The sequence below is a fragment of the Streptomyces sp. NPDC002853 genome, assembly GCF_053591915.1.
The window spans coordinates 207,819-230,056 of the sequence record NZ_JBSFUS010000005.1 but is presented as its reverse complement, the minus strand read 5'-3'; the positions used below and the strand labels follow the sequence as shown (position 1 = coordinate 230,056).

Below are 22,238 nucleotides of genomic sequence, written 5' to 3'. Positions count from 1 at the left end.
CGAGGATGCTGGCGACCGAGGCGGCGATGCCGAGGCCGCCGACAGTGAGGGCGAAAGTGCACATCAGGCGGCCCTCCGCTGCTGCTGGCGGGCCTGTCGCCGCTGCCGTGCGATCCGCAGTCCGTCCGCGGTCAGCCTCCAGACGGCGATCACGTGCGCGTGGGTGCCGGGGCTGGTGGAAGCCACGTACTGCCCGGTGTGCTCGATGATTCCCGCGGTGCGCAGCGAGGTGATCGCGGCGCCGAGGAAGCCGGGGCCGAGGTCGGGGAGCACGTCCCGGATCTGGTTGCACGACCATTCGGCGCGTCGTTCCCCGAAGTGGAGGACGGCCTGCTCGACGAGGAAGCGGTCCCATTCGGAGTGCTTGGCGATGTCGGCGAGGAGCGCGTCCTTCTCGGTCGACGCGAGACGCTCGGCGACGGTGAGCTGCTTGGTCATGTGGTGTCCTTGGTCTGGGTCGCCCCGCACTGCCCGCGGGGCGACCTGGCGTGTGCGGGCTACTTGGTGGGCTCTCCGGCCCAGGGGTCGTCGGACGGGCCCTGCTTCTTGCCGCCGCTGCCGTTCTTCTTGATCTCGCTGCCGGTGATGCGGGCCTGTGGGAAGGCCTCGTCGACGGCGATCTCGCGGCGGCCGATCGACTTGTGGGTGATGAGGAGCTGGGCGATGTCGGCGCCGTTCCACTGGGCGCGCGGGCGTCCGAGCTTCTGCTCTAGGCGGTCGGCGGTGATGCCGAGCTGCTGGAAGACCTGGATGGCGCCGTCGATGCGCTGTTCCAGCGGCTTGCCGTCGCCCTTGTTGAGGGTTTCCCGGCAGAGGTCTTCGGCCTCGCCGATGAAGAAGTCCGGGATCACCGCGAAGATCGCCTCGCGAAGGCGGCGGGCCCCGTTGTTCGCGTTGTTCTCGTAGATGTCCCGCAGGTCGAGGAGCGGCTGGACCTGCTTGTTGGCGAACTTGGCGTGGGGGACGATGAAGGTGAGGACGTGCCGGGTGTTGGCCTCGACGTCCCACGCCCAGGCCTGCATCTCGGACTGGCGGTACTCGTCGTCGCGGCGCATCTCGGACACGCCGTACTGGATGTTGCCCCACGACTGGGCGAGGGTCTTGGCGAGGTGGATGGTGGAGCCCTCGACGGAGCCGCCGGCCCGCGGGAACTTGTAGAAGGCCTTCTCGGCGAGGGACATCGACCCACAGGCCGCCTGCATGGCAGAGCGGGAGCGGCCGACGTCGCGGGGGAACTGGCGGGCCACGTAGATAGCGGCCTGGACTTCGGCGACGGCGCGGGACTGCTCGACGGCGGTGGACTGGCCGATGCGGTCGGGGCCTTGGGCCTGCTGGACGGGGAAGTTCATGGAAGGTAGAGCTCCTTGTCGCGGTTCTCGGCGTAGCCGGGCAGGGCGAGATAGTTGGGCTCGTCATCGGCGTAGCCAGGCCAGATGCCGGTGCTCATGCACTCGGCGAAGGTCTCGATCGCGGCGCGGTTCTTGGCGCGGGCAATGAGGCGAGACCCGAGTTCGATGCCGATGACGTTGACCGCGTAGGGAGGCTTCTTCTCCTGTGCGATTAAGAGAAGTTCGGCGGCCTGGTCACCGAGTCCGAGGGCGCGGGAGGCGGTCTCGTACCAGTCGGCTTGCTGGTTGTAGCCGTACTTGTCGATGTCCTTCTGCATCGCCTCGTTGCTGGCGTCGGTTGTGGTCTTGTAATCGGGGATGATCAGGCGGCCCTGGTGCATGGAGGGCAGCCAGTCGAAGCGGACGCGGCAGCGGATCCCGGAGGCTTCGTCGATCCAGAACCCGGACTGCTCGGGGGCCCCGTAGGCGGGGTCGAGGAGGGCCGCGGCGAGCGGGTGCTTGCGGATGGCATCGGCCATCGCGTTGACCATGTCCATCTCGTGCTGCTTGAGCGGGATGGCGCCCATCTCGCGGGCTTCGGCAACCTCAGCCTTGGCGACCTTGGTCGTCCATGCGTCGTGCTCGATGACGACGAGGTCGGGCCCGTTGCCGAGGACGGTCTTGTGGGCGGCGTTGCCGTAGTCGAACGTCTTGGACGTCGGCTGCGGGTTGTCCTGCTCCCAGCGGAACTTCGCGGGGCACGACGGCGGGAGGAGCTTGCGGGCGCCAGACGAGGACAGGGACGTCTTGTCGGCGTGGTAGGCCTCATTGGAGAGGTCGGTGTGCAGGCCCAGGGCGGGTGGCTCGACGACCACCTCGGTCGGCGCTTCGACCTCGACGGCGGCGGTCATGCGGCGGCCTCGGTGCAGGTCTCGCAGCGGCCGGTCTTGAGGTCGAAGTCGCCGTCCGTGGTGGCGCATCCGGGGCAGGCGAGGGGGCCGGTACCGGCGCCGATGACGACGCAGCCGCCCTGCCCCATGCGGTTGCCGATGCGGTAGGTCGCTGCGACGTTGTAGGGGTGCTCGGCGTCGGTGTCGGCGAGCAGGTATTGCAGGTTGCCTTCGAGGCTGTCGCCGGTGGCGACGGAAGCCCGGATGTCGTCGATGAGGCGCAGGAGGCCCTCGCGGTTCATGTTCTGCATGTGACGCTCCAAAAGGGATTGGGATGCCAGGGCCCCGCCGCCGCAGACCGGGGGGGTTGGTCGGGCAGCGGGGCCCTGGCTGGCCGCGGATGGGGGATTCCAGCGGCCGTCTATGGGAGTTATGGATCAGTCGGCGATGAGGAGGCCGCTGGTCTTCTCCATCAGCCGGTCGTAATAGCCGGTCAGGTCGAATCCGGGGTCAGCCCGGAGTTCGTCGGCCGCCCGAGTCCAATCGGCGAATTCGGCGACCTGGTGGGCGCCATTGAGGGCGTCCTCCTGGCTGGCAAAGGCGGCCATAGCGAGTCCGGAGTGGTGGCCGAGCCGCCACGGGTGGGTGATGTCGGCGTCGCTGCGGAGCTCGTCGGGCTGCTCGTACACACGCAGGCCGGGCACAGGCTCGACAGCCATGGCCAGGGCAGGTGTTGCGGTGCGAGTGGCCCTCACCTCGTGGGTGGAAGCGTTCACGGGTTCCTCCGTGGGATGCTGGTGTCGGATCCCCGGGCGTCTCTAGCGCTCGGGGCTTCTTGCGTTGGGCGCCGGGCGGCCGGCGGGTGTCCAGCCGACGGCCCGGCAGATCAGGTGGTGTCCTCGACGCCCCAGCTGGCGGCCCGCACGTGGCCGGGGTCGGTGACGGCGGCCATCGGTGAGGCGTTGAGGTGGACGACCGGCCCGTCCGCGAACCGCTGCTGCACGACGGGTACGGGCTGGGTGCTGACGTGCTGCGGCAGGTCGCTGACCGCGGTGGCGTTGGCAAGGTCGGCCTTCGTGGCAGTCAGGGCGGCGAGAGCGCGTTCGGTCTCGCCACGGGAGATCCGCAGATCGTCCAGGACGGTCGATACGTCGATCCCCGCCTGGTCCAGCTGCGCTTCGAGGCCACCGCGTTCGGCCTTCAGCTCGTCGATCTCGGTGGCCATCTCGATCAGCCGACAGGCCGCATCGTCGGCCTCCCTTACCAACTGCCCGACCTTCTGGACGACCTGGCGGCGAGTGAGGCCGCGGCAGTCAGCGAAGGCGCGGACCGTGTCGAGGACGCTCATGCCGTCGCCTCCTCGTCGAGGGCGGCCTGCAGCTGGTCGGCGTGCTCCCACCGCTCGGTGCTGCCCGGATGGCTTTCGAGGCGGTCAGGGAGGAGCTTGGATACGGCGCGGGCCACAGCACCGGGGGCGGCGAGGAACTCGATCGGCAGGTCTTCGGCGTGGGTGCCGCGCCCGTGCTCGTCGAGGGCCGTGTACTGCCAGCCGGTGCGCTCGTCCCAGTAGACGGTGACGCCGTGCTCCCACGTGTTGCGCGGGCCGTAGTTGAAGACGGCGTCGAGGTGCTCGCCGTCGCTGATGCGCCCCCACTCCGGCTTGTTCGGCATGCGGCCGTGCTCTTCGAGCGCGTCGATGACGGCTTTCATGTACTCGTCGTGCAGGGTCTCGATGTCAGTCACTTGGTTCCCCCGTGGGTGGTGATCGGGTCGGTGGCGCGGACTGCGTTGATGTGGGTCACGCGTCCCCCCGCCCGGAGTCCGGCCGCGGTGTCGCGGAGTGCTTGCACGATGTCGGCCTGCTTGCGGGCGCGGTCGTCGTTCCAGGTGACGAGCGCCGGCACCTTGAGGCGGTCGAGGAGGGCCTGCTCGGCGGCCTGCACGAGTCGGCTGCAGGCGTAGCGGGGTGTTCCGTGTGCGGCGATGTTGAGGGCGCCGATCACGTCGACTCGGCAGTCGGGGAGCTTCGTGCCGCCCTCGGCCTGGCGGGTGTCGTACAGGTGCCGCTTGTTCAGGCCGTTGACGACGAGGACTTGCGCGGCCTGGTCGCAGAGGTCGGCGACCTCGGTGGCCGTAGGTTCGGTGGCGGTGGTCACGGCTTCCTCCGGTCGGGTGTCGGCTGGTCGTCGTAGGTGTCGTCGTCGCGGCGCTGCTCGATGCGCTCAGCGATCCGCCGGAGTGTGGCGGCCAGTTCGCCGCGGCCTTTGACCCGCTCGGCGAACGTCGAGCGCGGGGGCTTGTCGGTCACGGCGCCTCCTTGCTGGTCTTGGTGTCGAGGCCGAGTGCGGCAAGGAGTTCACGCAGTCCAGCCGCGATGACGGGGTCTTGGCCGAGCCGCCGGCCGTCGGGCTCCTGCGGGTATTCGGCGGCGATGGCGTCGGCGATACGGATGGCGGCGCAGCGCTGCTGCCGCGGTGTGGCCTTGCGGCGGCGGGGGTCTTCGGTTCCGAGTTCGAGGGTCACGGCCCGAACACCTCCGGGTGCGCGGCCTTCCACTCCAGCCAGTGCGTCATCGGCTCGTCGCTGGCGATCGTGTGGGCGCGGTCCATGACCTGCACGAGGCTGTGCGATCCGAGGTCGGTGTCGTCGTAGAAGCCGCCGCGCAGGACGGGGCTGCAGGGGACCCAGAACGGGCCGCGCTCCCAGGTGACGACCCGGTAGGACCAGTCGTCGTCGGCCCACTTGTGGAAGATGCGGGTGACGGCGTCGGTGTCGAGGGGCTGCTCTTCGAGCTTGGCCTTGTACCAGCCGTCGGCGCCGAAGAAGTAGACCTTGTACTCCTCGATGTAGGAGGCCAGCATCAGCGCCTCCGCGTCCGTGGGCCGGACCTCCGACTGGCGGTCAAAGGTGGCGATGTACCGCCAGCGCGGATGGGTGCCGGTGACCGGGATACGGAGCGCGGTCAGCGGGTCGTCACGGTCCGCGTCCCCGCCGTAGGGCCAGGCCTTCGTCTGCTCACGCATTGCGGGCCTCCTGCGGGTTGAGGTCGTCGGGGATGTCGATGAATCCGGCGAGGATCGATTCGATGAGGTCCGGGTCGGTAATCCATCGGGGGACGTGGCGGACGGTGATCCCGACGCCGACCAGGAGGCTGGGCAGGACAACCGGCGGGGCGGTGACCGGCATGAGCGGCAGCTCATCGAGGACGGTGGGCCGCTCGGGCAGGACCGCGGTCATGAGGCCGCCTCCTCGAAGTCCGTGTGCACGGTGGCGAGAGCGATCTGTACGGCGTCCCACTGGGCGGGCGTCCACAGGGCTTCGTTGTCGCCGAACGCCCGGTGCGCGTCGCGGTACACGGCGACGAAGGCGTCTTCCTCACGGTCCGCCAGCGGGCGGCGGTCGATCGCCGTCGCCATCACGCCACCTCCGGGAGGTCCGCGAGCAGCTCCTGCCGAAGCGCCCAGTCGCGGAGTTCAGCTGCGGCAGCTACCAGCTTGTCGAGGAGTTCGGGGCTGGAGCCGGTCACGGTGATGCCGATCTCGTTGCTGCCCTCGCCGAGGACTAGCGTGGCGCGCTGCTTGCCGTCCGGGTCACGGTCGTAGCGGGTGCGGACCGGGCCGTCAGCGAGGTCGACGGTGATCGGGCCGAGGATGCGAGCGGTCATGACTCGTCACCACCCTCGCGCTCCGCCTTGAGACGCTCGATCTCGGCGCGGGCCTCGGCGAGCTCATCAGCGGCGGTGCGCTGCCGGTCGGCGGCCTCGGCGATGTTGTCGCGCCACCGCGTCACCTGGCGCAGCACACGGTCGGCGACGACCAGCTGCTTCTCCACCGGCATCGCGCTTGGGAACAGCATCTGCAACTCGTTGGCCGTCACGTCACTGCTCGGCCGTAGGGTCAGGGTGGCGACGGAGTACGGGCCGAAATCGACTGTGCCGGTCTCAGTCCAGAAGTCGTAGGCGCGCATCAGGAGCCCTCCCTGGGCTGCTTGTTGCTGGCGGTGAGGGCGGCGATGTGCTCGGCCCATCCGGGGTAGTCGGCCTCGGTGGGCTCTTCGTCCATGTGGGCGACGAGCCGCTCGTCGAGCGCGTAGGCGATGCGGTCGGACGGGGAGTGCGAGTGGGCGGCGGCCTGCCGGAGCGTGATGCACGCAGCCTCAGCAGCCACCGTGCCGGGGTCCACGTCCCAGGACTTCGGGGTGCGCGGCGGGATACCGATGGTGGTCATCGCTCGGCCCCCTCGTCCTCGGGCGGACGACGGAGGATCATCCGCATTGCGGACCGCCGAGCCGGGTCCGTCTCGCGGGCCGCCTGGTCTTCCAGGGGCGTCGGGGCGAGGAATCGCCGGAGTGCCGCGTCACCATCGCCGGACCGAGCGTCCTTCTTCTGGATCTGCTTCAGCAGGAAGGACCGCTGACCCTTCAGGCGCTCGACCTCGGCCCGCGCCTCGTCGCGTTCGGCGCGGACCGCAGCCAACTCGGCGAGGAGGGCGGGCACGTCGGTGCGGGCGTGGGCGATGAAGTCGGCGAGCTGCTCCCCGTAGTCGGGAACTTCCGCGACAAGACCAGCGAGTGGGTTGTCGGTGGGGTATGAGATGACCCAGCCGCTGTACCGGGCGCCCTCGCTGTCGTCCCACTGGTAGTCCCAGGGACCGTCGTACACGGAGGGGATGCGGTTGCGGATCTCGGCTTCGCGCTGCGGCGACAGGCGGTCACTCATCGCCGGCACCGCCCTCGGCGACCGGGACGGGGTGGTATTCGATGCGGCCGTCGCCGTACACGGTGACCGCAGCCACCGCGCCAGGCATCGCCTCGGGCATGCCCTCGTTGCCGCAGACCACGACCTGCAGCCGGGCACCAAACCCGGGCATGATCTTGATCTCGGTGACGGAGGAGTCGATCAACTCAACCAGCGGAGACCCGCCGGGAGTCGGAGCACTCGGAGTGGGAGATGATGAAGGCACGAGCTTCTGCCTTTCTCTTCTGGAGATGGTGAAGGTGGATCTCGTAGGCCCCGTCTGCCGGTAGCCCCCGGCGTCGGGGCCGCATGCCGCTCTAGGCGGCGGACTGAACGGCGGTGGTGCGGGCGCCGCACTTCGCGGCGGCCTCATACAGCCGGTCCGCGTACTCGGCGACCGTCCCCGCGACCGGCGGGATCAGCGTCGCCACCAAGGCGCGAGCCCCGTCGACCGTCGACAACCTGGCAACAGGGATCAGGACGGACTGCCTCGCCCGGCTGATCTCGATGTCACGCAGTCCCTCGGTCATGCACTGGTCGAACTCGACACCCCGCCAGTCCTGAGCGGTCGCGTAAGGGCGCAGGTTGTCGGCAGCAAGAGTGAGGATGCGGGCGGCGAGAGAGTCGATGGTCACGGCGATCCGATCTCGAAGTGGTGCGCGGGTCTGGAGGGTGGGGCCGCATGCCGCTCTAGGCGGCGGGGTCGAACGCGGCGGTGGAACGCTTCGCAGTGCGGGCGGCGGCCTTCTTGCGCGGCCTGCGGGGCTCCGGCGGGCGGTTCTCCGCTTCGCGATTGGCGTCGACCTTCGGGCTCATCTGCTCTGCCAGCCATTCGTCGATGGCGGTGAGACTCCAGACGGCCTTGCGGTTGAGCGTCTCGGACTTCGGGCCCGGGTTGTCCTCGGGGGCCTTCTGTCGGTCCTTGTAGAGGGTTTCGATGGCGCGCCCGGTGAGGCGGGACGCTTCATCCGCGTAGACGTAGCCCGGCGGTGCCGGTCGGTCGTACTGGGGGGTACGCGGCACGATCACTCCTTTTCTTGATCCGTAGTCGAAGTGACGCGATTCGGCGTCACTGGGGGCGCGAAAAGGCCGAGGAGGGGGTAACCCAGGGCCTCCACGAGGGCGTGAGCATCGGAGACGCTCACGGTCTGCTGTTTGCCGTCACGCAGCTTCTGGATAGTCCCTGCGTCGCACTGACTGGCGGCGGCCAGCTTCCGAACCGAGTAGGGGATCCCGTTGCCGGGGTTCTCCATAGCCCACTTGAAGATCGCTGGACTTTTCAGTGGATAGCGGGCGTGGCTCAAGTGGATCTCCAGTGGTACGGAGTGGCTTTGACTGGTTCTAGTAGAGCACCTCTGTAGTCATCGTGTCTACAGATTGGGTCGCCCCAGTGTCGAGTATCGGCAAAGTTTCCGGCCGGATAGCATCGATCTGTAGACGATCCGTCTACAAACGGGGATGGTTGTACGGGTTGACCTGCTATTTTTCCGGCGCCCCCTCCGACAGATAGAAACAGCAGGTGGAAGAGTGAACCGAGAGGACGACGAGGACATGACGGCTCCGGCCACCGCCCCGGACCCCGGCGCGGCCGACCCCTCCCCCGCAGGCGCACTCTCCAAGCTCATCCAGGAAGCTCTCGACGCCGGCAAGAGCCTGCGCCAGCTCGGCAAGGTCGCCGTCGACCCGGAGTCGGGCGAGCAGATCTCCTGGCAGTACTTCCAGAAGCTGATCAAGAATCCGCCTGCGAGTGCCCCCACCCCGCTGCAGATGCGCGCCATCGCCGCCGCGATCGGCAAGTCCGAGCGACGCGTCAAAGAAGCTGCCGCCGAGCAGTGGCTGGAGTACCGGGCAACCGAGCTAACCGGCTACGGGGACACGACGCGCATCATCGTCTCGCACCTGGGAGAGATGTCGGAGCAGGAGAAGAAGCGCTGGCTCGCGATGATCGAAGCCGACCAACGGTCACGCCGCGAGGAGTAGCACAACACCCCGCCCCGCCCGGATGGTTGATCGACAAGATTCTCAAGTAGGCATTTTCGACAACCGATTGTCGATGACTATGCACGGGTCGTACTCTTCCACAACCGTGCACTTGCGACCTTTTGGCCACAGGTGTACCGAACGTGGGGAGGCATCCATGCTGCGTGTTGTGTACAGAGCCACTGATGACCTTGCGGGAGGCGCGTTCTCCGACTGGCGGGAAGATCGGGGGCTCGTGGAGATCTCCGTCGCCCGACGCGCCTCGCCCCGCCAGTTCATCCCCTCCCTCAACCGCACCCTCGCCGACTTCCTCTCGCAGGCGGAGTGGTATCAGATCTGGGAGGGCGAGGTCATATCCGCCAAGTCCCCCGGCAGTCCGCTCAGCTGCACCTTCGAACTGTCCCGCCTCCGGCCAGCACCTCTGCTGGACATACGCGAGGACAAGGGCTTGGTCGCCCTGCACATCTCCCCCCTCGCGTCAGTCGATGTGCTCGTGAACGCCATCAATCCGGCCATAGAAGAGTTCCTGGCCGGGGGATGCTGGTTCCAGCTGTGGCGTGGGGAGATCGTCACGATGGACTCCCCTGAGATTGTCCCTGTCTGACGGCTTGTTCGAGGGGGTTCCATGCCGGGGTACATCGAGGACCGCTGGTACAAGAAGGGGCCGCCCGACCCCAAGACGGGCAAGGCCACACGCGCGCCGACGGCCCGATGTAATCAGGGCAAGCGGTGGAAGGTCGCCGGCATCCCCGGGGTTCGCAGCCGGTCCTTCACGAAGCTCGAAGGAGACGGCGGGGCCAAGGCGTGGCTGAAGGAAGCGGCCACCGACACGACCCGCGGCGCGTTCTACGACCCTCGCGACGGCAAGATCACGCTGGATGAGTATGTGCGCAAGCACTGGTGGCCGAACGTCCGGATGCCGCCGACGACCAGGGAGACCGTCAAGCGCCGGGTCTTCAACCACATCCTGCCCCACGTGGGTGCGCTTCCACTCAGCCGCATCGGTCACGACGAGATCAAGAGCTGGTCAACCAGGGCAGAGCGCAGCCTGGACGTCAGTACCCTCGCGGCCACGTGGGCACATTTCTCGTCAATCCTGCAGGCCGCTTACAAGGCCAAGCGGGTTCCTGAGAATCCGTTCAGGGACCCGGAGCTGAAGGCGCCCAGGCCGCCGAAGTCGCGGGCCAAGGCGTGGCCGTTGGAGACAGTCACGGCTGTCAGGAATTGTCTGGACGACCGCTACCGCATCCTGTTGGACGAGGCTGTTACGGCCGGGCTGCGCCAGGGCGAGACGTTCGGCCTTTCGCCCGACGACGTCGAGATCACCGGCGGCACTGACGACGTGATCAAGGTGACTCGGCAAGTCGTAGTGGTGGGCGGCAAGATGGGGTTCGCGCCACCCAAGGGCAACAAGACACGTGAGGCTCCCTGCCCGCCCGAGCTGGGACACGCGTTGACGGAGTACGCGGAGCGGTTTCCCTCGGTGCAGGTCACCTTGCCGTGGATCGATCCCGACCGGCCGAATCTTCCCTGGGCCGATCGGGAGCTGCGGACGGTTCGTCTGTATGTGACGACACCTTCCTCGGCGGACTCTGTCTACCGGGACACCTTCAACAACACCCAGTGGAAGCCTGCGCTCGCCGAGGCTGGCGTCATCCCCAGGCCGGTCGTGGAGCGCGTGCCTGGCAAGGGCAAGAAGCCGTGGCGTCGGACGACGTGGGAGATGCCTCGCGAGGAGGGCTTCCATGTGCTGAGGCATACGTTTGCCAGCGTGGTGCTCGCCGAAGGGGAGACGATCGGCCAGCTGGCAGACTGGCTGGGGCATGGCGACCCTGCCTTCACCCTAAGGACCTACGTCCACTTCATGCCGAAGTCGGGAAAGCGTGCAGTGGCGGCGCTGGGGCGCCTGCTGGATACTGCTAGGCAGGCAGAGACGCCAGTGCCTTCGGGGCCTGAAGTGCCTGACGAGAACTGACAGTTATAGATCTCCCCAGATCCTCCCCACGGGCCCCTTCGGGCGAACTGATCGCCGTGTACATACAGGTTAAGCGTCCGTCAGCACTCAAAGCCTTGCGGAAGTCGGAGTTCTGCATGACGCCGCGGACCGCGCGGGGGTGCAGCGCCTGCAGGTACAGGGCGCGGATCCCGGCGACCCACATCATCGGGTCGCCGTGCATCTGCCAGGTCACGGACGAGGGGCCGAAGAGTCCCGGGTCCGGTGCGGCCGGGCGCCCCGGTGAGGATGTCTCGCGCATACAACCACCTCCTGGCCGCAGGCTACGCCTCCGCGACCGTGGGAGGTTCAACTCCCCTGCGTGCGCGGGCGATCCGAGGTCAGGTAGGAGATGACCATGTCGCCCAGCATCGTCCGGTAGTGCTCGCGGCGCGAGGATTCCGTGAGGTCGCGGCCGAAGAGCGTGCGGAAGGTGTGCCGGTTGGAGACGCGGAAGAAGCAGAACGAGCTGATCATCGCGTGCAGGTCGACGGCGTCCACCTCGGCCGTGAACACACCCTGCTCGCGCCCTGCTTCGAGGATCGAGGCGATGACGTCGATCGCCGGGGAGCTGAGGGAGCCGAGGCTGGGCGAGGCGCCGATGTGCTGGGCCTCGTGGATGTTCTCGATGCTGACGAGACGGATGAAGTCCGGATGTGCCTCGTGGTGGTCGAAGGTGAGCTCGGCCAGGCGGCGGATGGCGGACACCGGATCCAGGTGCCCGACGTCCAGCTGCTGCTCCTCGTGCCGGATGACCTTGTACGCCCGCTCCAGGACCGCGGTGAACAGCTGGTCCTTGCTGCCGAAGTAGTAGTAGATCATCCGCTTCGTGGTCCGCATGCGGGCGGCGATCTCGTCCACCCTGGCCCCCGCGAAGCCCATGCGGGCGAACTCCTCGGTGGCCACGTCCAGGATCTCCCCCTGCGTACGGGCCGCGTCCCGGGTGCGTTTGACGGGCGGGGGCGACGGGGGGACGGCGGCGGCCATGCGGCTCCTCAGGGCGGACTCATCGGCGCCGGTCAGTCTAACCGCGGGCCTTCTCGGGGCTTTTGTCACCGCGGGCAGGATCCCGGCCGGCAGGTCACACCCCCTGCTGGTGAAGATGCTGCGCGGCGAGGCGTACGGCCGCGTTCTGTGCCCCGTATCCCCGGTAGCCGCCCGTCCGCTGCACCAGCTCGAAGAAGACGCGTCCGACCGTGGCGGTGTAGCAGTGCAGGAACCCCCCGTTCTCGTCACGGTCGTAGAGGATGCCGAGATCCGCGAGGGTGGCCAGGTGCTGTGGCTCCAGTTCGTGGCGGGCGTCGAGGTCGTCGTAGTAGTTGGCGGGGATGGGGAGCAGGCTCGTGCCTCTCTCGCGGACGCGCCGGGCCGCGCCGACGATGTCGTCGGTGGCCAGGGCGATGTGCTGGAGGCGGACTCCCTCGGCGTCCGGCGCCGGCGCGACGTTGAGGACGATGCGCAGACCGCCGTCGGGGGAGGCGACGGCCCGGCTGCGCACGAGGCCGTAGGGGTCGGCCAGATCGAGGCTGTCGTCCGCCTCCAGGCCGAGCACCCCCCGGTGGAACAGGGATGCCTCGTCGAACTGGTGCCAGGGCTGGGTGAGGGCGATGTGGTCGATGCGGCGGACGAACCTGGCCTGTTCGCCCGCCCCCTCTCCCGGCAGCGAGCGCGACCCGACGCCGGTGAAGTCACCGGTCCAGCTCGGGTGGTCGGACCGCTCCGTGCGGCAGAAGAAGAACTCCGTGCCGTCGGGTGCCGCGACCGCGTCCAGGGGTGCGTCCTGCGGCGCCCTGCGCCTCGGCACGACAGGGGCGAGCACCTCCTCGGCACGCCGTGCGGCCCGGCCCGGGTCGGGGGTCTCCACGCCGACGGCGGTCAGCGCGGGGCCCTGACGGCGGCCGCTGACACCGGTGTTGAGCAGGATCCGGGCCTCGCCCTGTTCCCACAGTTCTACCGGTTTCCAGTTGTGGCGTGCGGTGTGGGCGAAGCCGAGTGCCTCGAGGACTCCGCGCAGCGGTTCGGTGTCGGCCGCCGTCAGCTCGGCGAAGGCGAAGCCGGAGGGGACGGCCGCGGCGGGGAGCGTGGACAGGCCTGCCTGCTCCTCCAGGAGGAGCAGCGAGCGCAGCGCGTCGACGGCGGTGGAGGCCGCCCCCGCCTGCCGGAAGACGTCGTTGAACACCTCCAGGGACAGGGGCCCTTGGTAGCCGGCCCGCACGGCGGCGGACACCAGGGCGGCGACATCGAAACCGCCCTGGCCGGGGAAGCAGCGGTAGTGCCTGCTCCACTGGAGGACGTCCATCGCCATCAGGGGCGCGTCCGCCAGCTGCAGGAAGAAGATCTTCTCGCCGGGGATGGCCGCGATGCCCTTGGGGTCGGACCCACGGGAGAGGATGTGGAAGCTGTCGAGGCAGGTGCCGAGAGCCGGGTGATCCGCCTGTTCGACGATCCGCCAGGCGTGGTCGTACGTGCTGACATGGCGGCCCCAGGCCAGGGCCTCGTAGGCGATGCGGATGCCGTGCTCCGCCGCCCGGTCGGTGAGAAGCCGCAGCTGCTCGGCGGCGAGCTTGTCGTCGTCGACGGACTCGGGGGCGACGCTGGAGCAGACGAGGAGCAGGTCGGCGCCGAGGCGCTCCATCACCGCGAACTTGCGTTCCGCGCGCCGCAGGTTGCGGGCGAGAACGTCGGCGGGGACTGCCTCGAAGTCGCGGAACGGCTGGTAGAGGTCGATGCTCAGGCCGAGGTCCGCACAGCGCAGCCGTACGTCCTCGGGGCTGAGCGGAGCGCCGAGCAGATCGTTCTCGAAGATTTCCACGCCGTCGAATCCGGCGGTGGCGATGGCGGTGAGCTTCTCGGAGAGCGGGCCGCTGAGCGAGACGGTGGCGATCGATTTGCGCATGTTCTCTGTCCTCCTGTCAGGCCGGGAAGGCGGCCAGATCGCCGAGGTCGGCGAGCATCGGTCCGGTGTGCGGTTCGAGCCCGGTGAAGAGCCGGAAGGCGTCGGCTGCCTGGAAGACGGCCATCCCGCCGCCGTCGAGGGTGCGGCAGCCGATCGCGCGGGCCTCGCGCAACAGCTCGGTCTCCAGCGGCCGGTAGACGACTTCGGCCACCCAGAGTCCTGGCCTGAGGAGCGCGGCCGGCAGGGGCAGGCCCGGGTGCGCGACCATGCCGGTCGGGGTGGCGTGGACGAGCCCGTCCGCGGCCAGGAGCCGCTCGGCCATCGCCGCGGTGGGCGCGGACGCCGCACGGCCGGGGCCGAAGCGTGCGGTCAGCGCGGTGGCGAGGCCGGCGGAGCGGGCCGGGTCGGTGTCGATGAGGGTGACCCGGTCGACGCCGAGGTTCAGCAGGGCGTGTGCCACCGCCGCGCCCGCGCCGCCCGCGCCGAGCTGTACGACGTCACCGGTGGACGCGTCGGCCAGGCCGCGGGCGAAGGACTGGGCGAAGCCGGTGGCATCGGTGTTGTGCCCGATGGCGCGACCGTCCCTGAAGACAACGGTGTTGACGGCGCCGAGCTCGGCGGCGTCGGGGGCGAGCTCGTCCAGGTGCTCGATGACCAGCTGCTTGCAGGGGTGGGTGATGTTCAGGCCGTCGAAGCCGAGGCGGTGGGCGGCGTGCACGAGGTCGCCCACGGCCTCGGGCGCGACGCCGAGGACGTCGATGTCGAGGGTGCGGTAGACGAGGCGGACACCGTGCCGGTCCGCCTCGCGTTCGTGCAGGGCGGGGCTCAGGGAGGGGCCGATGCCGGAGCCGATCAGGCCGGTGAGGTACGAGGTCATCGATGCTTCCTGTGGTCGTCTTGGCACGGTCGTTCACGCGGGCGCGGTGACGCGCGGCCGGTTCAAAGGGCGGCGGCCTCGGGCGTCGCCCGCGGCTCCTTCGCTTCGCCGGCACGCAGCCCGAGGTCGCCGGTGGGCACGCGGTGCGTCTCGCGCCCGGTGGCCACGGCGATCGCGCAGATCGCGCAGAAGGCGGCAGTGAAGATCGCGACGCCGAGCCAGCCGTCGCCGTCGGGGCCGTCGATCTGGGCCGCGAAGGTCACCGCGAAACCGGCGATGGCGAAGCCGATCTGGGTGCCGATGGCCATGCCGGAGAGCCGGACCCTGGCGGGGAACATCTCGCCGTAGAACGAGGGCCAGATGCCGTTGGCCGCGCTGTAGACGACACCGAAGAGCAGCACTCCGGTCACGAAGACCAGTGGGTAGTCGCCGGTGGAGATCGCCCACAGGTAGACGAAGATCATCACTCCGCTGCCGATCGCCCCGATGAGGAAGACGGGCTTGCGGCCGATCCGGTCGGAGAGCCTGGCCCAGAGCGGGATGGCGAGCAGGGCCACGGCGTTGGCGCTGCCCGCGACCCAGAGCATGGCGGTCTTGTCGAGGCCGACCGCGTCGCTCGTGGCGAACGAGAGGGCCCAGACGGAGAAGATCGTGCTGACCGTCGCGATCAGCGCGGCGGCGACCACCCGCAGCACGTCGGCCCAGTGATTCCTGAGCAGATCCGCCAGCGGCATCTTGGCCACCTCCCGGTCGGCGGAGACCTGTTGGAAGACGGGGGTCTCGTCGAGGGTGCGGCGGATGACGTATCCGGCGACGGCGACGAGGGCGCTCAGCAGGAACGGGATGCGCCAGCCCCAGCTGTAGAGCTGCTCGTCCGGCAGTGCGGCGACCGGCAGGAACACCAGGGTCGCCAGGAGCTGACCGGCCTGGGTGCCGTTGAGGGTGAAGCTCGTGTAGTAGCCGCGCCGGCCTTCCGGCGCGTGCTCCAGCGTCATGGCGTTGGCGCTGGCCTGCTCGCCGGCCGCGGACAGACCCTGGAACACCCGCATCAGCACGAGCAGCACGGGGGCGATGGTCCCGACCTGGGCGTACGTGGGCAGACAGCCGATGAGGAAGGTGGAGAGCCCCATCAGGATCAGCGTCCAGACCATGATCTTCCGGCGGCCGAGGCGGTCGCCGAAGTGGCCGAGGACGAGAGCACCGAGGGGGCGGGCGGCGTACGCGACGCCGAAGGTGGCCAGGGAGATCAGGGTGGCGGTGGCCGGGTCGTCCGGGTCGAAGAAGACCTTGGGGAAGACGAGGGCGGCGGCACTGCCGTAGATGAAGAAGTCGTAGTACTCCAGCGCGCTGCCGATCCAGGCGGCGAAGGCGGCCTTGCGTGGCCTGCCCTGGGGCGGCGCGGCCGGTGGCTGATCGGCCTGCGGGTGAGCGGACACGTGAACTCCTCGGGGAGAGCGGCCTGGCCACGAGCGGGGGCAGGACGCGAGGGACGTAGTTAACGCACTAGATAGTTAATTAACTTGGGTGAGATGCTCGCCCCGCCCCTCGGGCCGTGTCAATACATCCGGCACCAACAGACGGTCGGCGCTCCCGGACCCGGATCGGTGAGCTTCGCCGGATCGGCTCACCCGCCTTGTCACGGTGCCGTACGCTGCGGCGCTAGGCCGAAAATGACAAAAAATGGGGAGCAGTCACGTGGCTGAACAAGGCAGTGTGGCCGAGCTGGTGAGGTTGCTGTCGGCCAAGGACCGGGACCTGGCCGGCGAGTGGGTTCAACAGGTCTCGGGCACACTGAAAGGCCGTGTGAGCGTCGCCGAACTGAGCCGTGAACTCAACGAGTTGCACGAAGCGCTGGTGCAAGCACTCGGCCAGGGCACGAGCGATGTGCACGGCGAACAGATGTCAGAAGTACGGGCCCTTCTGATGGAGCTGTCGAGGAACAGGGCACGGCAGGGTTTCTCGCCCACGGAGACGGCGTCGAGCGTCTTCGCGCTGAAGCAGGTCCTTGAACCCGTGCTCCAGGACGGCTCGGTCGACGAGATCCGCGCCTTCGGCCGTCTCAGCCGCGTACTGGACGGCCTCGGCCTGTTCACGATCGAGACGTACACACAGACCCGTGAGGAGCTCATCTCCGCGCAGGCCGAACAACTCATGGAGCTGTCCACGCCCGTGGTGCGGCTGTGGGACGGCGTCATCGCCGTGCCCCTGGTGGGCACGCTGGACTCCGCACGGACCCAGGTCGTCATGGAGAAACTGCTCCAGGCGCTGGTGGACACCGGTTCCGAGCAGGCCATCATCGACATCACCGGCGTACCCGCGGTGGACACGCAGGTGGCACAGCACCTGCTGAAGACCATCGTCGCGGCCCGCCTCATGGGCGCCGAATGCACCATCTCGGGCATCCGGCCGCAGATCGCGCAGACGATCGTGGCACTGGGCATCGAGTTCGACGGCATCGTCACCAAGGCGAGCCTCGCGGATGCGCTCAAGCTGGCCCTGAAGAAGTCGGGCGTCGAGATGGTCGCCCGCAAGGCCGGGCAACTGTGACCGAGCGGGTGCCGATCCTGCGGATCGGCGAGGTGCTGGTGGTGTCCATCCAGTTCGACCTGGAGGACCAGACGGTCCTGCAGTTGCAGGAGGACTTGGCCGAGCAGATCGTGAACCGGTCCGCCCGGGGCGTCATCATCGACATCACGGCGCTGGAGATCGTCGACTCCTTCGTGGGGCGCATGCTGGCGACGATCGCTGACATCTCCCGCATGCTCGACGCCCGCACCGTGGTGGTCGGGATGCGGCCCGCCGTCGCCATCACGCTCGTCGAACTCGGACTGTCACTCGGCGGAGTGAGCACGGCACTCGACCTCGAGAAAGGCCTGGCGCGGCTGCGGCGCTCCTCCTCTGCGGACGAGGCGTGACAGCCCCCTGGCTGCCTGATGAGGCGCCGCAGGTGTACGCCATCACGCACAACAGGGACGTGGTGGGCATCAGGCAGACCATCCGCGTCCTGGCACAGCGGTGTCGCCTTTCGCTCGTGGACCAGACGAAGATGATCACGGCGGCGAGCGAGCTGGCCCGCAACACCCTTGTGTACGGGGGCGGCGGGTCCGTCACGGCGGGGATCGTCGAGAAGGACGGCCGCCAGGGAGTCGCGGCGGTCTTCGAGGACGAGGGGCCGGGCATCGAGGACGTGGCACGGGCGATGACGGACGGCTGGACCTCGGGCGCCGGTCTGGGCCTGGGGCTCAGCGGTGCCCGGCGCCTCGTCGACGAGTTCGAACTCGTGACGGAGGTCGGCGTGGGCACCGCGGTCACCATCATCAAGTGGGCCCGGTGAGAACCCGGATCTTGTTGGCCAGCCGTGACATGAGCTGGTTCCGGGACGGTCCGTCCCTGCCGGCCTCGGCACGCGGGGCGGCGGCCGCGCTGGCCCGGCGCATCGGCCTCGACACGCATCGTGCCGCGGAGGTCGCCCTTGCCGTCACCGAGGCCGCCACCAACATCCAGCGCCACGCCACGGACGGGGCGCTGCTGCTCCGGACGCTGCACACGGAGGAAGAAGCCGCGGTGGAGTTCGTCACCGTCGACTCGGGGCCCGGCATGGTCGACGTGTCCGCCGCGCTGGCCGACGGAACCTCCGGCGCCGGCACGCTCGGCATCGGGCTCGGCGCCGTGGCCAGGCTCGCCGACCACTTCGACATCCACTCCGTGCCCGGCAAGGGAACGGTCATGGCGGCACAGTTCTGGTCGCGCCGCGCGGACGACGACGGCGTGACGGCGGCGATGTCGGCCGGGCGGCCGTGTGTCTCCGGTGTCACCCGGCCCATCAGTGGCGAGATGACCTGCGGTGACGCCTGGAGTGCCCGACTCGACACCGGCACGGGGGCCGACACCGGCACGGGGCAGGACTCCGCGACCGGCCCCCACCAGCCCGCCGTTCTCGTCATGATGTGCGACGGCCTGGGGCACGGCCCGCTGGCGGCCCGCGCCAGTACGGCGGCCGTGAACGCCTTCCACGACACCCCCGCCACCGACCCGGAAGACATCATGAACGCGATCCACCACGCGCTCCGGGGAACCCGGGGCGGCGCGGCGGCGGTCGCCAGGATCGAGCCCGCGAGAGGACAGGTGCGGTACTGCGGCATAGGCAACATCAGCGGCTTCCTCATCGGCCACGGCAGCCGCAGGACACTCCTGTCGGTGCCCGGAATCGTCGGCGCGAACGTGCGCCGTCTTCGGACGTTCGAGGAGCAACTGCCCGAAGGCGGAGCCCTGATCATGCACTCCGACGGGCTCACCGAGCGGTGGGATCACATGGCTCTGCCCGGGCTTCTTCACCATTCGCCGCTCGTCATGGCCGGGCAGCTGTTGCGTGAAGCCGGCGTGCGCCGGGACGATGCCGGCGTGGTGGCGGTCAAGGGGGTCTGGTGACCAGCGAAGGGCGGGACGGCCGTGCCTGCTGACTCCTCCCGGGGCATCCCCGGACGTCGCGTCGCCGACGCGCGCCACGGACCGCACACGGCGGCTTCCCTCGGCCTTGCCTCCGCGCAGGACGTGTTCCGCCTCAGACGCGGTGCACAGCGTGCTGCCGCGGCTCTCGGCCTGGAGCATCAGGACCAGGTCCGACTGGCGACCGCGCTGAGCGAGTTGGGCCGGGACCGCCTGGGCTGCGGTGCGAGCACCGTCACCTTCCGTGCCGAGTCGGGCGAGCAGCCCACCCTCGTCGTGACGCTCGAGTGGGGCCGCGACCGGCAGCCGACACCCGAAACCCTGCAACTGGTCTCCCGGCTCGTCGTGAGCGAGTTCGCGCCCCATGAGACGGGCGGCCGCGTCACCGTCCGCCAGTCGCTGCCGGTGAACCACCTCACGGCCACCGAGATGGCCGAGCGCCTGACCCAGGCCCTCGGCCAGGCCGGCCCGACCACGGAGACCGACTTCCTCAGGACCCAGACGCGCGATCTGATCACGACGCTGGAGGAGACACGGGCCCAGCGCGAAGAACTGCGGCGGCTCAACGAGGAACTGCGGCGGCTCAACACGGAGTTGGAGGAGACCAACCAGGGGGTGCTCGCCCTCTACTCGGAACTCACCAAGGAACTCGAGACCACCAACATCGGTGTACTCGCCCTGCATTCGGAACTGGACGAGAAATCCCGGCAGCTCCGCGAGGCCAGCGAGGCGAAGACGCGGTTCTGGACCAACATCAGCCACGAGCTGCGCGCACCGATCAATGCCGTCGTCGCACTGGTCCGCCTGCTCCTTGACCCGGGTTCGGAGCCGCTGTCGGCGGAGCAACGCCGGCAGATCACGCTGATCGAGGCGTCGGGGCAGACGGTCCTGTCACTCGTCAGCGACCTCCTCGACGTCGCCAAGGCCGAATCGGGGCTGCTCGAGGTCCAGCACGCGCCGGTCGACCTGCGCCTGCTGGTGACACAGTTGAGCGCCACGTTCCGAGGCACCTACGGGGCGAAGGGCGTCTCGATCGTCACCCCGGACCTGAAGAGCCTCCCCACGGTGGTCACGGACGAGAAACTCCTCACCCACGTCCTGCGCAACCTGATGTCCAACGCCTGCAAGTTCACCGACGAGGGCGAAGTGCGGCTGGACATCGACGTGCACGACGAGCGGTCGCCGTCCCTGCGCGTCACGATCACCGACACGGGAGTCGGCATCCCGGCAGAGGAACTCAGCCGCGTCTTCGAGGAGTTCTACCAGGTCCGGGGCCCCCACCAGAGCGGGCATGCGGGGACCGGGCTGGGGCTGCCCTACGCCCGCACCCTGACCGAGCTCCTCGGGGGCACACTCGGGCTCACCAGCACGCTCGGGGTCGGCACACGGGTCGAAGTGCTCGTCCCGGTTCACACACCCGGCAAACGCGGCGAGGAAGCCGGTGGAGGCGCACAGTGATCGACAGCACTCAGGACGCCACTCACGCCAGCATCCTGGTCGTCGAGGACAGTGAGACCAACCTGTACCTCCTCACCAGTTGGCTGGAGCGTGCGGGACACGTCGTGATCGGCGCGAAGAACGCGGGCGAGGGCCTCAGACATCTCGCCTCGACCGACACGCCCTTGCCGGAGATCGCCATCGTGGACGTGCGCCTGCCGGACATGAGCGGGTTCGAGCTGAGCGAGAAGATCAAGAGCAACGCCGGTACGGCGGCCCTGCCCGTCATCCACATCTCCGCGTCGGCCGTCAGCGCGGAGGATCACGCCGAAGGGCTGCGACGAGGCGCGGACACCTACCTCAACCAGCCCCTCGATCCCGATGAGTTGCTCGCCACGGTCACGGCGACGCTGCGCTACGCCAGAGCGCGGCGCCGGGCGGAGCGGCTCGCCGAACGGCTCCTCACCCTCAACGAAGCGACCATGTCCGTCTACAGCGCCATCGGCTTCCACTCCTTCGCCTCGGCGGCCACCGGGGGCACCGCCCGGCTGCTGTCGTCCCCGGCCGACGCGGTCTTCCTCTCGCCCGAGGGGCAGGCGGTCCACAGCACGAGCGACGGCCCGGACGCGACGACCCGGGCGTACGCGGCACGGCCGGACGTGCTCGACCGGCTGCTCCAAGGAGGCCTGGGCGAGGGGACCGGCGCGACGATCGCCCAGGTCTCACGGGGACAGTGGCAGGCGTTGCTGCCCGCGGGCCACCTCGACGACGGGCCCATCGCCATGGCGGTGGCGCGGACCAAACGCGGACGCCCCCCTGTCTGCCTCGCCGTCCCCTCCGACGCGCTCACCGGAACGGACGACGAGCATCTCCTCCAACAGCTGGCCCACGCCTGCGCGCTGGCACTCGAGGCGCTGCGCACGTACAACGAGGAACACACGCTCGCCCTGGCCCTGCAGCGCTCCTTCCTGCCGAGCGACCTCCCCTCCGTCGACGGCATCGACCTGGCCTTCCGCTATCTGCCCGCCTCCGAGAACGCGGAGATCGGCGGGGATTTCTACGAGGCGATTCCCACCGCGGGCGGCCTGTTGCTGGCGATAGGCGATGTGCTCGGCCACTCGCTCAGGGCGGCCACCGTGATGGGCGAGTTGCGCCACGCGCTGCGCGCCTACGCCATCGAAGGGCACCCGCCACAGCGGATCCTCGGCCACCTCGAAACACTGCTCGCCCACTCACAGCCGACCGTGACGGCCACGCTCTGTCTGGTCCTCGTCGAACCAGGGGGGCGGCGTCTGCAGGTCGCCAACGCCGGCCACATCCCCCCGCTCGTCGTCGGGCCGGACGGCCACGCGCGGTTCCACACCCCCCACGGACCGATCCTCGGACTGCGTGCGCCCCACCCGGCCCCGACGGCCGTGTCCACACCACCGGGCACCCGGCTGCTGCTCGTCACCGACGGTCTGGTCGAGGTGCGCAACATCTCCCTGAGCGTCACGCTCACCGCCTTCATGGAGGCGGTCACGGCCGGTCCGCCCGGGCTGCAGGACCTCAGCGACCATCTCCTGGACAGGTTCGGCAGAGGGAAGGACGACGACATCGCGCTGCTCGCCGCGGATCTGCACTGATACGGGAAGGTCCGAGCCGGCGAGGCACGGG

At 69.2% G+C, this 22,238-nt stretch carries 33 protein-coding genes and 1 pseudogene; 9 read left to right on the top strand and 25 right to left on the bottom strand.

Features of this window, described 5'->3' with window-relative positions; genetic code table 11:
* Positions 1–63 precede the first annotated feature (63 nt).
* The 20 genes from ACWD02_RS15415 to ACWD02_RS15320 all read right to left on the bottom strand — a co-directional run bounded on the left by ACWD02_RS15415 (position 64) and on the right by ACWD02_RS15320 (position 7,976).
* Positions 64–438 (bottom strand): hypothetical protein, encoded by a 375-nt coding sequence (locus ACWD02_RS15415; RefSeq protein ID WP_451209813.1) that lies wholly within the window; start codon positions 436–438, stop codon positions 64–66.
* Positions 439–497: 59 nt separating this feature from the next.
* Positions 498–1,349, bottom strand: coding sequence for a hypothetical protein (locus ACWD02_RS15410; RefSeq protein WP_451209810.1), 852 nt, complete (start codon positions 1,347–1,349; stop codon positions 498–500).
* A complete protein-coding gene (locus ACWD02_RS15405) occupies positions 1,346–2,239 on the bottom strand; it encodes a PD-(D/E)XK nuclease-like domain-containing protein (RefSeq protein ID WP_451209807.1) in 894 nt (297 codons plus the stop codon). The genes ACWD02_RS15410 and ACWD02_RS15405 overlap by 4 nt, the downstream gene beginning before the upstream one ends.
* Positions 2,236–2,529 carry a hypothetical protein gene (locus ACWD02_RS15400; protein ID WP_451209804.1) on the bottom strand — a complete coding sequence of 98 codons (294 nt, stop codon included), beginning with the start codon at positions 2,527–2,529 and terminating at the stop codon, positions 2,236–2,238. Before ACWD02_RS15400 ends, ACWD02_RS15405 begins: the two co-directional genes overlap by 4 nt.
* Positions 2,530–2,655: 126 nt before the next feature.
* The gene (locus ACWD02_RS15395; RefSeq protein ID WP_451209801.1) at positions 2,656–2,937 is read right to left on the bottom strand and encodes a hypothetical protein; all 282 of its coding nucleotides are present in this window, start codon (positions 2,935–2,937) and stop codon (positions 2,656–2,658) included.
* Positions 2,938–3,104: 167 nt separating this feature from the next.
* Positions 3,105–3,566 carry a hypothetical protein gene (locus tag ACWD02_RS15390; protein ID WP_451209798.1) on the bottom strand — a complete coding sequence of 154 codons (462 nt, stop codon included), beginning with the start codon at positions 3,564–3,566 and terminating at the stop codon, positions 3,105–3,107.
* Positions 3,563–3,961, bottom strand: coding sequence for a DUF6292 family protein (locus ACWD02_RS15385; protein ID WP_451209795.1), 399 nt, complete (start codon positions 3,959–3,961; stop codon positions 3,563–3,565). The genes ACWD02_RS15390 and ACWD02_RS15385 overlap by 4 nt, the downstream gene beginning before the upstream one ends.
* Entirely contained in the window at positions 3,958–4,374 is a 417-nt protein-coding gene (locus ACWD02_RS15380; RefSeq protein WP_451209792.1) for a DUF6197 family protein, read from the bottom strand. The genes ACWD02_RS15385 and ACWD02_RS15380 overlap by 4 nt, the downstream gene beginning before the upstream one ends.
* Positions 4,371–4,526 carry a hypothetical protein gene (locus ACWD02_RS15375; RefSeq protein ID WP_451209790.1) on the bottom strand — a complete coding sequence of 52 codons (156 nt, stop codon included), beginning with the start codon at positions 4,524–4,526 and terminating at the stop codon, positions 4,371–4,373. Before ACWD02_RS15375 ends, ACWD02_RS15380 begins: the two co-directional genes overlap by 4 nt.
* Complete coding sequence (locus ACWD02_RS15370) at positions 4,523–4,741, bottom strand: hypothetical protein (RefSeq protein ID WP_451209787.1); 219 nt, start codon at positions 4,739–4,741, stop codon at positions 4,523–4,525. Before ACWD02_RS15370 ends, ACWD02_RS15375 begins: the two co-directional genes overlap by 4 nt.
* The gene (locus ACWD02_RS15365; protein ID WP_451209784.1) at positions 4,738–5,241 is read right to left on the bottom strand and encodes a hypothetical protein; all 504 of its coding nucleotides are present in this window, start codon (positions 5,239–5,241) and stop codon (positions 4,738–4,740) included. Before ACWD02_RS15365 ends, ACWD02_RS15370 begins: the two co-directional genes overlap by 4 nt.
* Positions 5,234–5,455, bottom strand: a complete 222-nt coding sequence (locus ACWD02_RS15360; RefSeq protein ID WP_451209780.1) for a hypothetical protein — start codon at positions 5,453–5,455, stop codon at positions 5,234–5,236. Before ACWD02_RS15360 ends, ACWD02_RS15365 begins: the two co-directional genes overlap by 8 nt.
* The gene (locus ACWD02_RS15355) at positions 5,452–5,634 is read right to left on the bottom strand and encodes a hypothetical protein (RefSeq protein ID WP_451209777.1); all 183 of its coding nucleotides are present in this window, start codon (positions 5,632–5,634) and stop codon (positions 5,452–5,454) included. Before ACWD02_RS15355 ends, ACWD02_RS15360 begins: the two co-directional genes overlap by 4 nt.
* Positions 5,634–5,882, bottom strand: coding sequence for a hypothetical protein (locus tag ACWD02_RS15350; RefSeq protein ID WP_451209774.1), 249 nt, complete (start codon positions 5,880–5,882; stop codon positions 5,634–5,636). The genes ACWD02_RS15355 and ACWD02_RS15350 overlap by 1 nt, the downstream gene beginning before the upstream one ends.
* Positions 5,879–6,184: a hypothetical protein gene (locus tag ACWD02_RS15345; RefSeq protein ID WP_451209772.1), complete on the bottom strand. Its 306-nt coding sequence runs from the start codon at positions 6,182–6,184 to the stop codon at positions 5,879–5,881. The genes ACWD02_RS15350 and ACWD02_RS15345 overlap by 4 nt, the downstream gene beginning before the upstream one ends.
* On the bottom strand, positions 6,184–6,444 hold the full coding sequence (locus ACWD02_RS15340; protein ID WP_451209769.1) for a hypothetical protein: 261 nt from the start codon (positions 6,442–6,444) through the stop codon (positions 6,184–6,186). The genes ACWD02_RS15345 and ACWD02_RS15340 overlap by 1 nt, the downstream gene beginning before the upstream one ends.
* Positions 6,441–6,935 carry a hypothetical protein gene (locus ACWD02_RS15335; protein ID WP_451209766.1) on the bottom strand — a complete coding sequence of 165 codons (495 nt, stop codon included), beginning with the start codon at positions 6,933–6,935 and terminating at the stop codon, positions 6,441–6,443. The genes ACWD02_RS15340 and ACWD02_RS15335 overlap by 4 nt, the downstream gene beginning before the upstream one ends.
* Positions 6,928–7,119 (bottom strand): hypothetical protein, encoded by a 192-nt coding sequence (locus ACWD02_RS15330; RefSeq protein ID WP_451209763.1) that lies wholly within the window; start codon positions 7,117–7,119, stop codon positions 6,928–6,930. Before ACWD02_RS15330 ends, ACWD02_RS15335 begins: the two co-directional genes overlap by 8 nt.
* A gap of 151 nt (positions 7,120–7,270) precedes the next feature.
* Positions 7,271–7,588, bottom strand: a complete 318-nt coding sequence (locus ACWD02_RS15325) for a hypothetical protein (RefSeq protein WP_451209761.1) — start codon at positions 7,586–7,588, stop codon at positions 7,271–7,273.
* Between the two features lie 55 nt (positions 7,589–7,643).
* Entirely contained in the window at positions 7,644–7,976 is a 333-nt protein-coding gene (locus ACWD02_RS15320) for a hypothetical protein (RefSeq protein WP_451209758.1), read from the bottom strand.
* 504 nt (positions 7,977–8,480) lie between these two features.
* Here ACWD02_RS15320 and ACWD02_RS15315 point away from each other — a divergent pair.
* From ACWD02_RS15315 to ACWD02_RS15305, 3 genes are all read left to right on the top strand, one after another.
* On the top strand, positions 8,481–8,933 hold the full coding sequence (locus ACWD02_RS15315; RefSeq protein WP_451209756.1) for a hypothetical protein: 453 nt from the start codon (positions 8,481–8,483) through the stop codon (positions 8,931–8,933).
* Between the two features lie 157 nt (positions 8,934–9,090).
* Complete coding sequence (locus tag ACWD02_RS15310) at positions 9,091–9,537, top strand: hypothetical protein (RefSeq protein WP_451209754.1); 447 nt, start codon at positions 9,091–9,093, stop codon at positions 9,535–9,537.
* Positions 9,538–9,558: 21 nt separating this feature from the next.
* On the top strand, positions 9,559–10,908 hold the full coding sequence (locus tag ACWD02_RS15305; RefSeq protein ID WP_451209751.1) for a tyrosine-type recombinase/integrase: 1,350 nt from the start codon (positions 9,559–9,561) through the stop codon (positions 10,906–10,908).
* Between the two features lie 70 nt (positions 10,909–10,978).
* On the opposite strand, the pseudogene ACWD02_RS15300 reads toward ACWD02_RS15305, so the two are convergent.
* From ACWD02_RS15300 to ACWD02_RS15280, 5 genes and pseudogenes are all read right to left on the bottom strand, one after another.
* Positions 10,979–11,188: pseudogene (locus ACWD02_RS15300) on the bottom strand (oxygenase MpaB family protein); the annotation flags it as partial.
* A gap of 47 nt (positions 11,189–11,235) precedes the next feature.
* Positions 11,236–11,913: a TetR/AcrR family transcriptional regulator gene (locus ACWD02_RS15295; protein WP_451209748.1), complete on the bottom strand. Its 678-nt coding sequence runs from the start codon at positions 11,911–11,913 to the stop codon at positions 11,236–11,238.
* 94 nt (positions 11,914–12,007) lie between these two features.
* A complete protein-coding gene (locus tag ACWD02_RS15290) occupies positions 12,008–13,822 on the bottom strand; it encodes a bifunctional sugar phosphate isomerase/epimerase/4-hydroxyphenylpyruvate dioxygenase family protein (protein ID WP_451209746.1) in 1,815 nt (604 codons plus the stop codon).
* Between the two features lie 16 nt (positions 13,823–13,838).
* Complete coding sequence (locus ACWD02_RS15285) at positions 13,839–14,699, bottom strand: shikimate dehydrogenase (protein ID WP_451209744.1); 861 nt, start codon at positions 14,697–14,699, stop codon at positions 13,839–13,841.
* A 62-nt stretch (positions 14,700–14,761) separates the two neighbouring features.
* Positions 14,762–16,135, bottom strand: coding sequence for an MFS transporter (locus ACWD02_RS15280; protein ID WP_451209741.1), 1,374 nt, complete (start codon positions 16,133–16,135; stop codon positions 14,762–14,764).
* 259 nt (positions 16,136–16,394) lie between these two features.
* Here ACWD02_RS15280 and ACWD02_RS15275 point away from each other — a divergent pair, with 259 nt between their 5' ends.
* Genes ACWD02_RS15275 through ACWD02_RS15250 form a run of 6 tightly spaced genes read left to right on the top strand, consistent with a single transcriptional unit; the run spans position 16,395 to position 22,207 of the window.
* Positions 16,395–17,246: an STAS domain-containing protein gene (locus ACWD02_RS15275; protein ID WP_451209738.1), complete on the top strand. Its 852-nt coding sequence runs from the start codon at positions 16,395–16,397 to the stop codon at positions 17,244–17,246.
* Positions 17,243–17,614 (top strand): STAS domain-containing protein, encoded by a 372-nt coding sequence (locus tag ACWD02_RS15270; protein ID WP_363206258.1) that lies wholly within the window; start codon positions 17,243–17,245, stop codon positions 17,612–17,614. The genes ACWD02_RS15275 and ACWD02_RS15270 overlap by 4 nt, the downstream gene beginning before the upstream one ends.
* A complete protein-coding gene (locus ACWD02_RS15265; protein WP_451209735.1) occupies positions 17,611–18,033 on the top strand; it encodes an ATP-binding protein in 423 nt (140 codons plus the stop codon). Before ACWD02_RS15270 ends, ACWD02_RS15265 begins: the two co-directional genes overlap by 4 nt.
* A complete protein-coding gene (locus ACWD02_RS15260) occupies positions 18,021–19,127 on the top strand; it encodes an ATP-binding protein (RefSeq protein ID WP_451209732.1) in 1,107 nt (368 codons plus the stop codon). The genes ACWD02_RS15265 and ACWD02_RS15260 overlap by 13 nt, the downstream gene beginning before the upstream one ends.
* A 45-nt stretch (positions 19,128–19,172) precedes the next feature.
* Positions 19,173–20,603, top strand: coding sequence for a sensor histidine kinase (locus ACWD02_RS15255; RefSeq protein ID WP_451210780.1), 1,431 nt, complete (start codon positions 19,173–19,175; stop codon positions 20,601–20,603).
* Complete coding sequence (locus ACWD02_RS15250) at positions 20,600–22,207, top strand: SpoIIE family protein phosphatase (protein WP_451209730.1); 1,608 nt, start codon at positions 20,600–20,602, stop codon at positions 22,205–22,207. The genes ACWD02_RS15255 and ACWD02_RS15250 overlap by 4 nt, the downstream gene beginning before the upstream one ends.
* The last annotated feature ends 31 nt before the right edge of the window (positions 22,208–22,238 follow it).

Excerpts from the sequence above, each read along its gene's own strand:
- ACWD02_RS15415 (WP_451209813.1), bottom strand. The coding sequence starts at position 438 with ATGACCAAGCAGCTCACCGTCGCCGAGCGTCTCGCGTCGACCGAGAAG.
- ACWD02_RS15410 (WP_451209810.1), bottom strand. The coding sequence starts at position 1,349 with ATGAACTTCCCCGTCCAGCAGGCCCAAGGCCCCGACCGCATCGGCCAG.
- ACWD02_RS15405 (WP_451209807.1), bottom strand. The coding sequence starts at position 2,239 with ATGACCGCCGCCGTCGAGGTCGAAGCGCCGACCGAGGTGGTCGTCGAG.
- ACWD02_RS15400 (WP_451209804.1), bottom strand. The coding sequence starts at position 2,529 with ATGCAGAACATGAACCGCGAGGGCCTCCTGCGCCTCATCGACGACATC.
- ACWD02_RS15395 (WP_451209801.1), bottom strand. The coding sequence starts at position 2,937 with ATGGCTGTCGAGCCTGTGCCCGGCCTGCGTGTGTACGAGCAGCCCGAC.
- ACWD02_RS15390 (WP_451209798.1), bottom strand. The coding sequence starts at position 3,566 with ATGAGCGTCCTCGACACGGTCCGCGCCTTCGCTGACTGCCGCGGCCTC.
- ACWD02_RS15365 (WP_451209784.1), bottom strand. The coding sequence starts at position 5,241 with ATGCGTGAGCAGACGAAGGCCTGGCCCTACGGCGGGGACGCGGACCGT.
- ACWD02_RS15360 (WP_451209780.1), bottom strand. The coding sequence starts at position 5,455 with ATGACCGCGGTCCTGCCCGAGCGGCCCACCGTCCTCGATGAGCTGCCG.
- ACWD02_RS15355 (WP_451209777.1), bottom strand. The coding sequence starts at position 5,634 with ATGGCGACGGCGATCGACCGCCGCCCGCTGGCGGACCGTGAGGAAGAC.
- ACWD02_RS15350 (WP_451209774.1), bottom strand. The coding sequence starts at position 5,882 with ATGACCGCTCGCATCCTCGGCCCGATCACCGTCGACCTCGCTGACGGC.
- ACWD02_RS15345 (WP_451209772.1), bottom strand. The coding sequence starts at position 6,184 with ATGCGCGCCTACGACTTCTGGACTGAGACCGGCACAGTCGATTTCGGC.
- ACWD02_RS15340 (WP_451209769.1), bottom strand. The coding sequence starts at position 6,444 with ATGACCACCATCGGTATCCCGCCGCGCACCCCGAAGTCCTGGGACGTG.
- ACWD02_RS15335 (WP_451209766.1), bottom strand. The coding sequence starts at position 6,935 with ATGAGTGACCGCCTGTCGCCGCAGCGCGAAGCCGAGATCCGCAACCGC.
- ACWD02_RS15310 (WP_451209754.1), top strand. The coding sequence starts at position 9,091 with ATGCTGCGTGTTGTGTACAGAGCCACTGATGACCTTGCGGGAGGCGCG.
- ACWD02_RS15305 (WP_451209751.1), top strand. The coding sequence starts at position 9,559 with ATGCCGGGGTACATCGAGGACCGCTGGTACAAGAAGGGGCCGCCCGAC.
- ACWD02_RS15295 (WP_451209748.1), bottom strand. The coding sequence starts at position 11,913 with ATGGCCGCCGCCGTCCCCCCGTCGCCCCCGCCCGTCAAACGCACCCGG.
- ACWD02_RS15290 (WP_451209746.1), bottom strand. The coding sequence starts at position 13,822 with ATGCGCAAATCGATCGCCACCGTCTCGCTCAGCGGCCCGCTCTCCGAG.
- ACWD02_RS15285 (WP_451209744.1), bottom strand. The coding sequence starts at position 14,699 with ATGACCTCGTACCTCACCGGCCTGATCGGCTCCGGCATCGGCCCCTCC.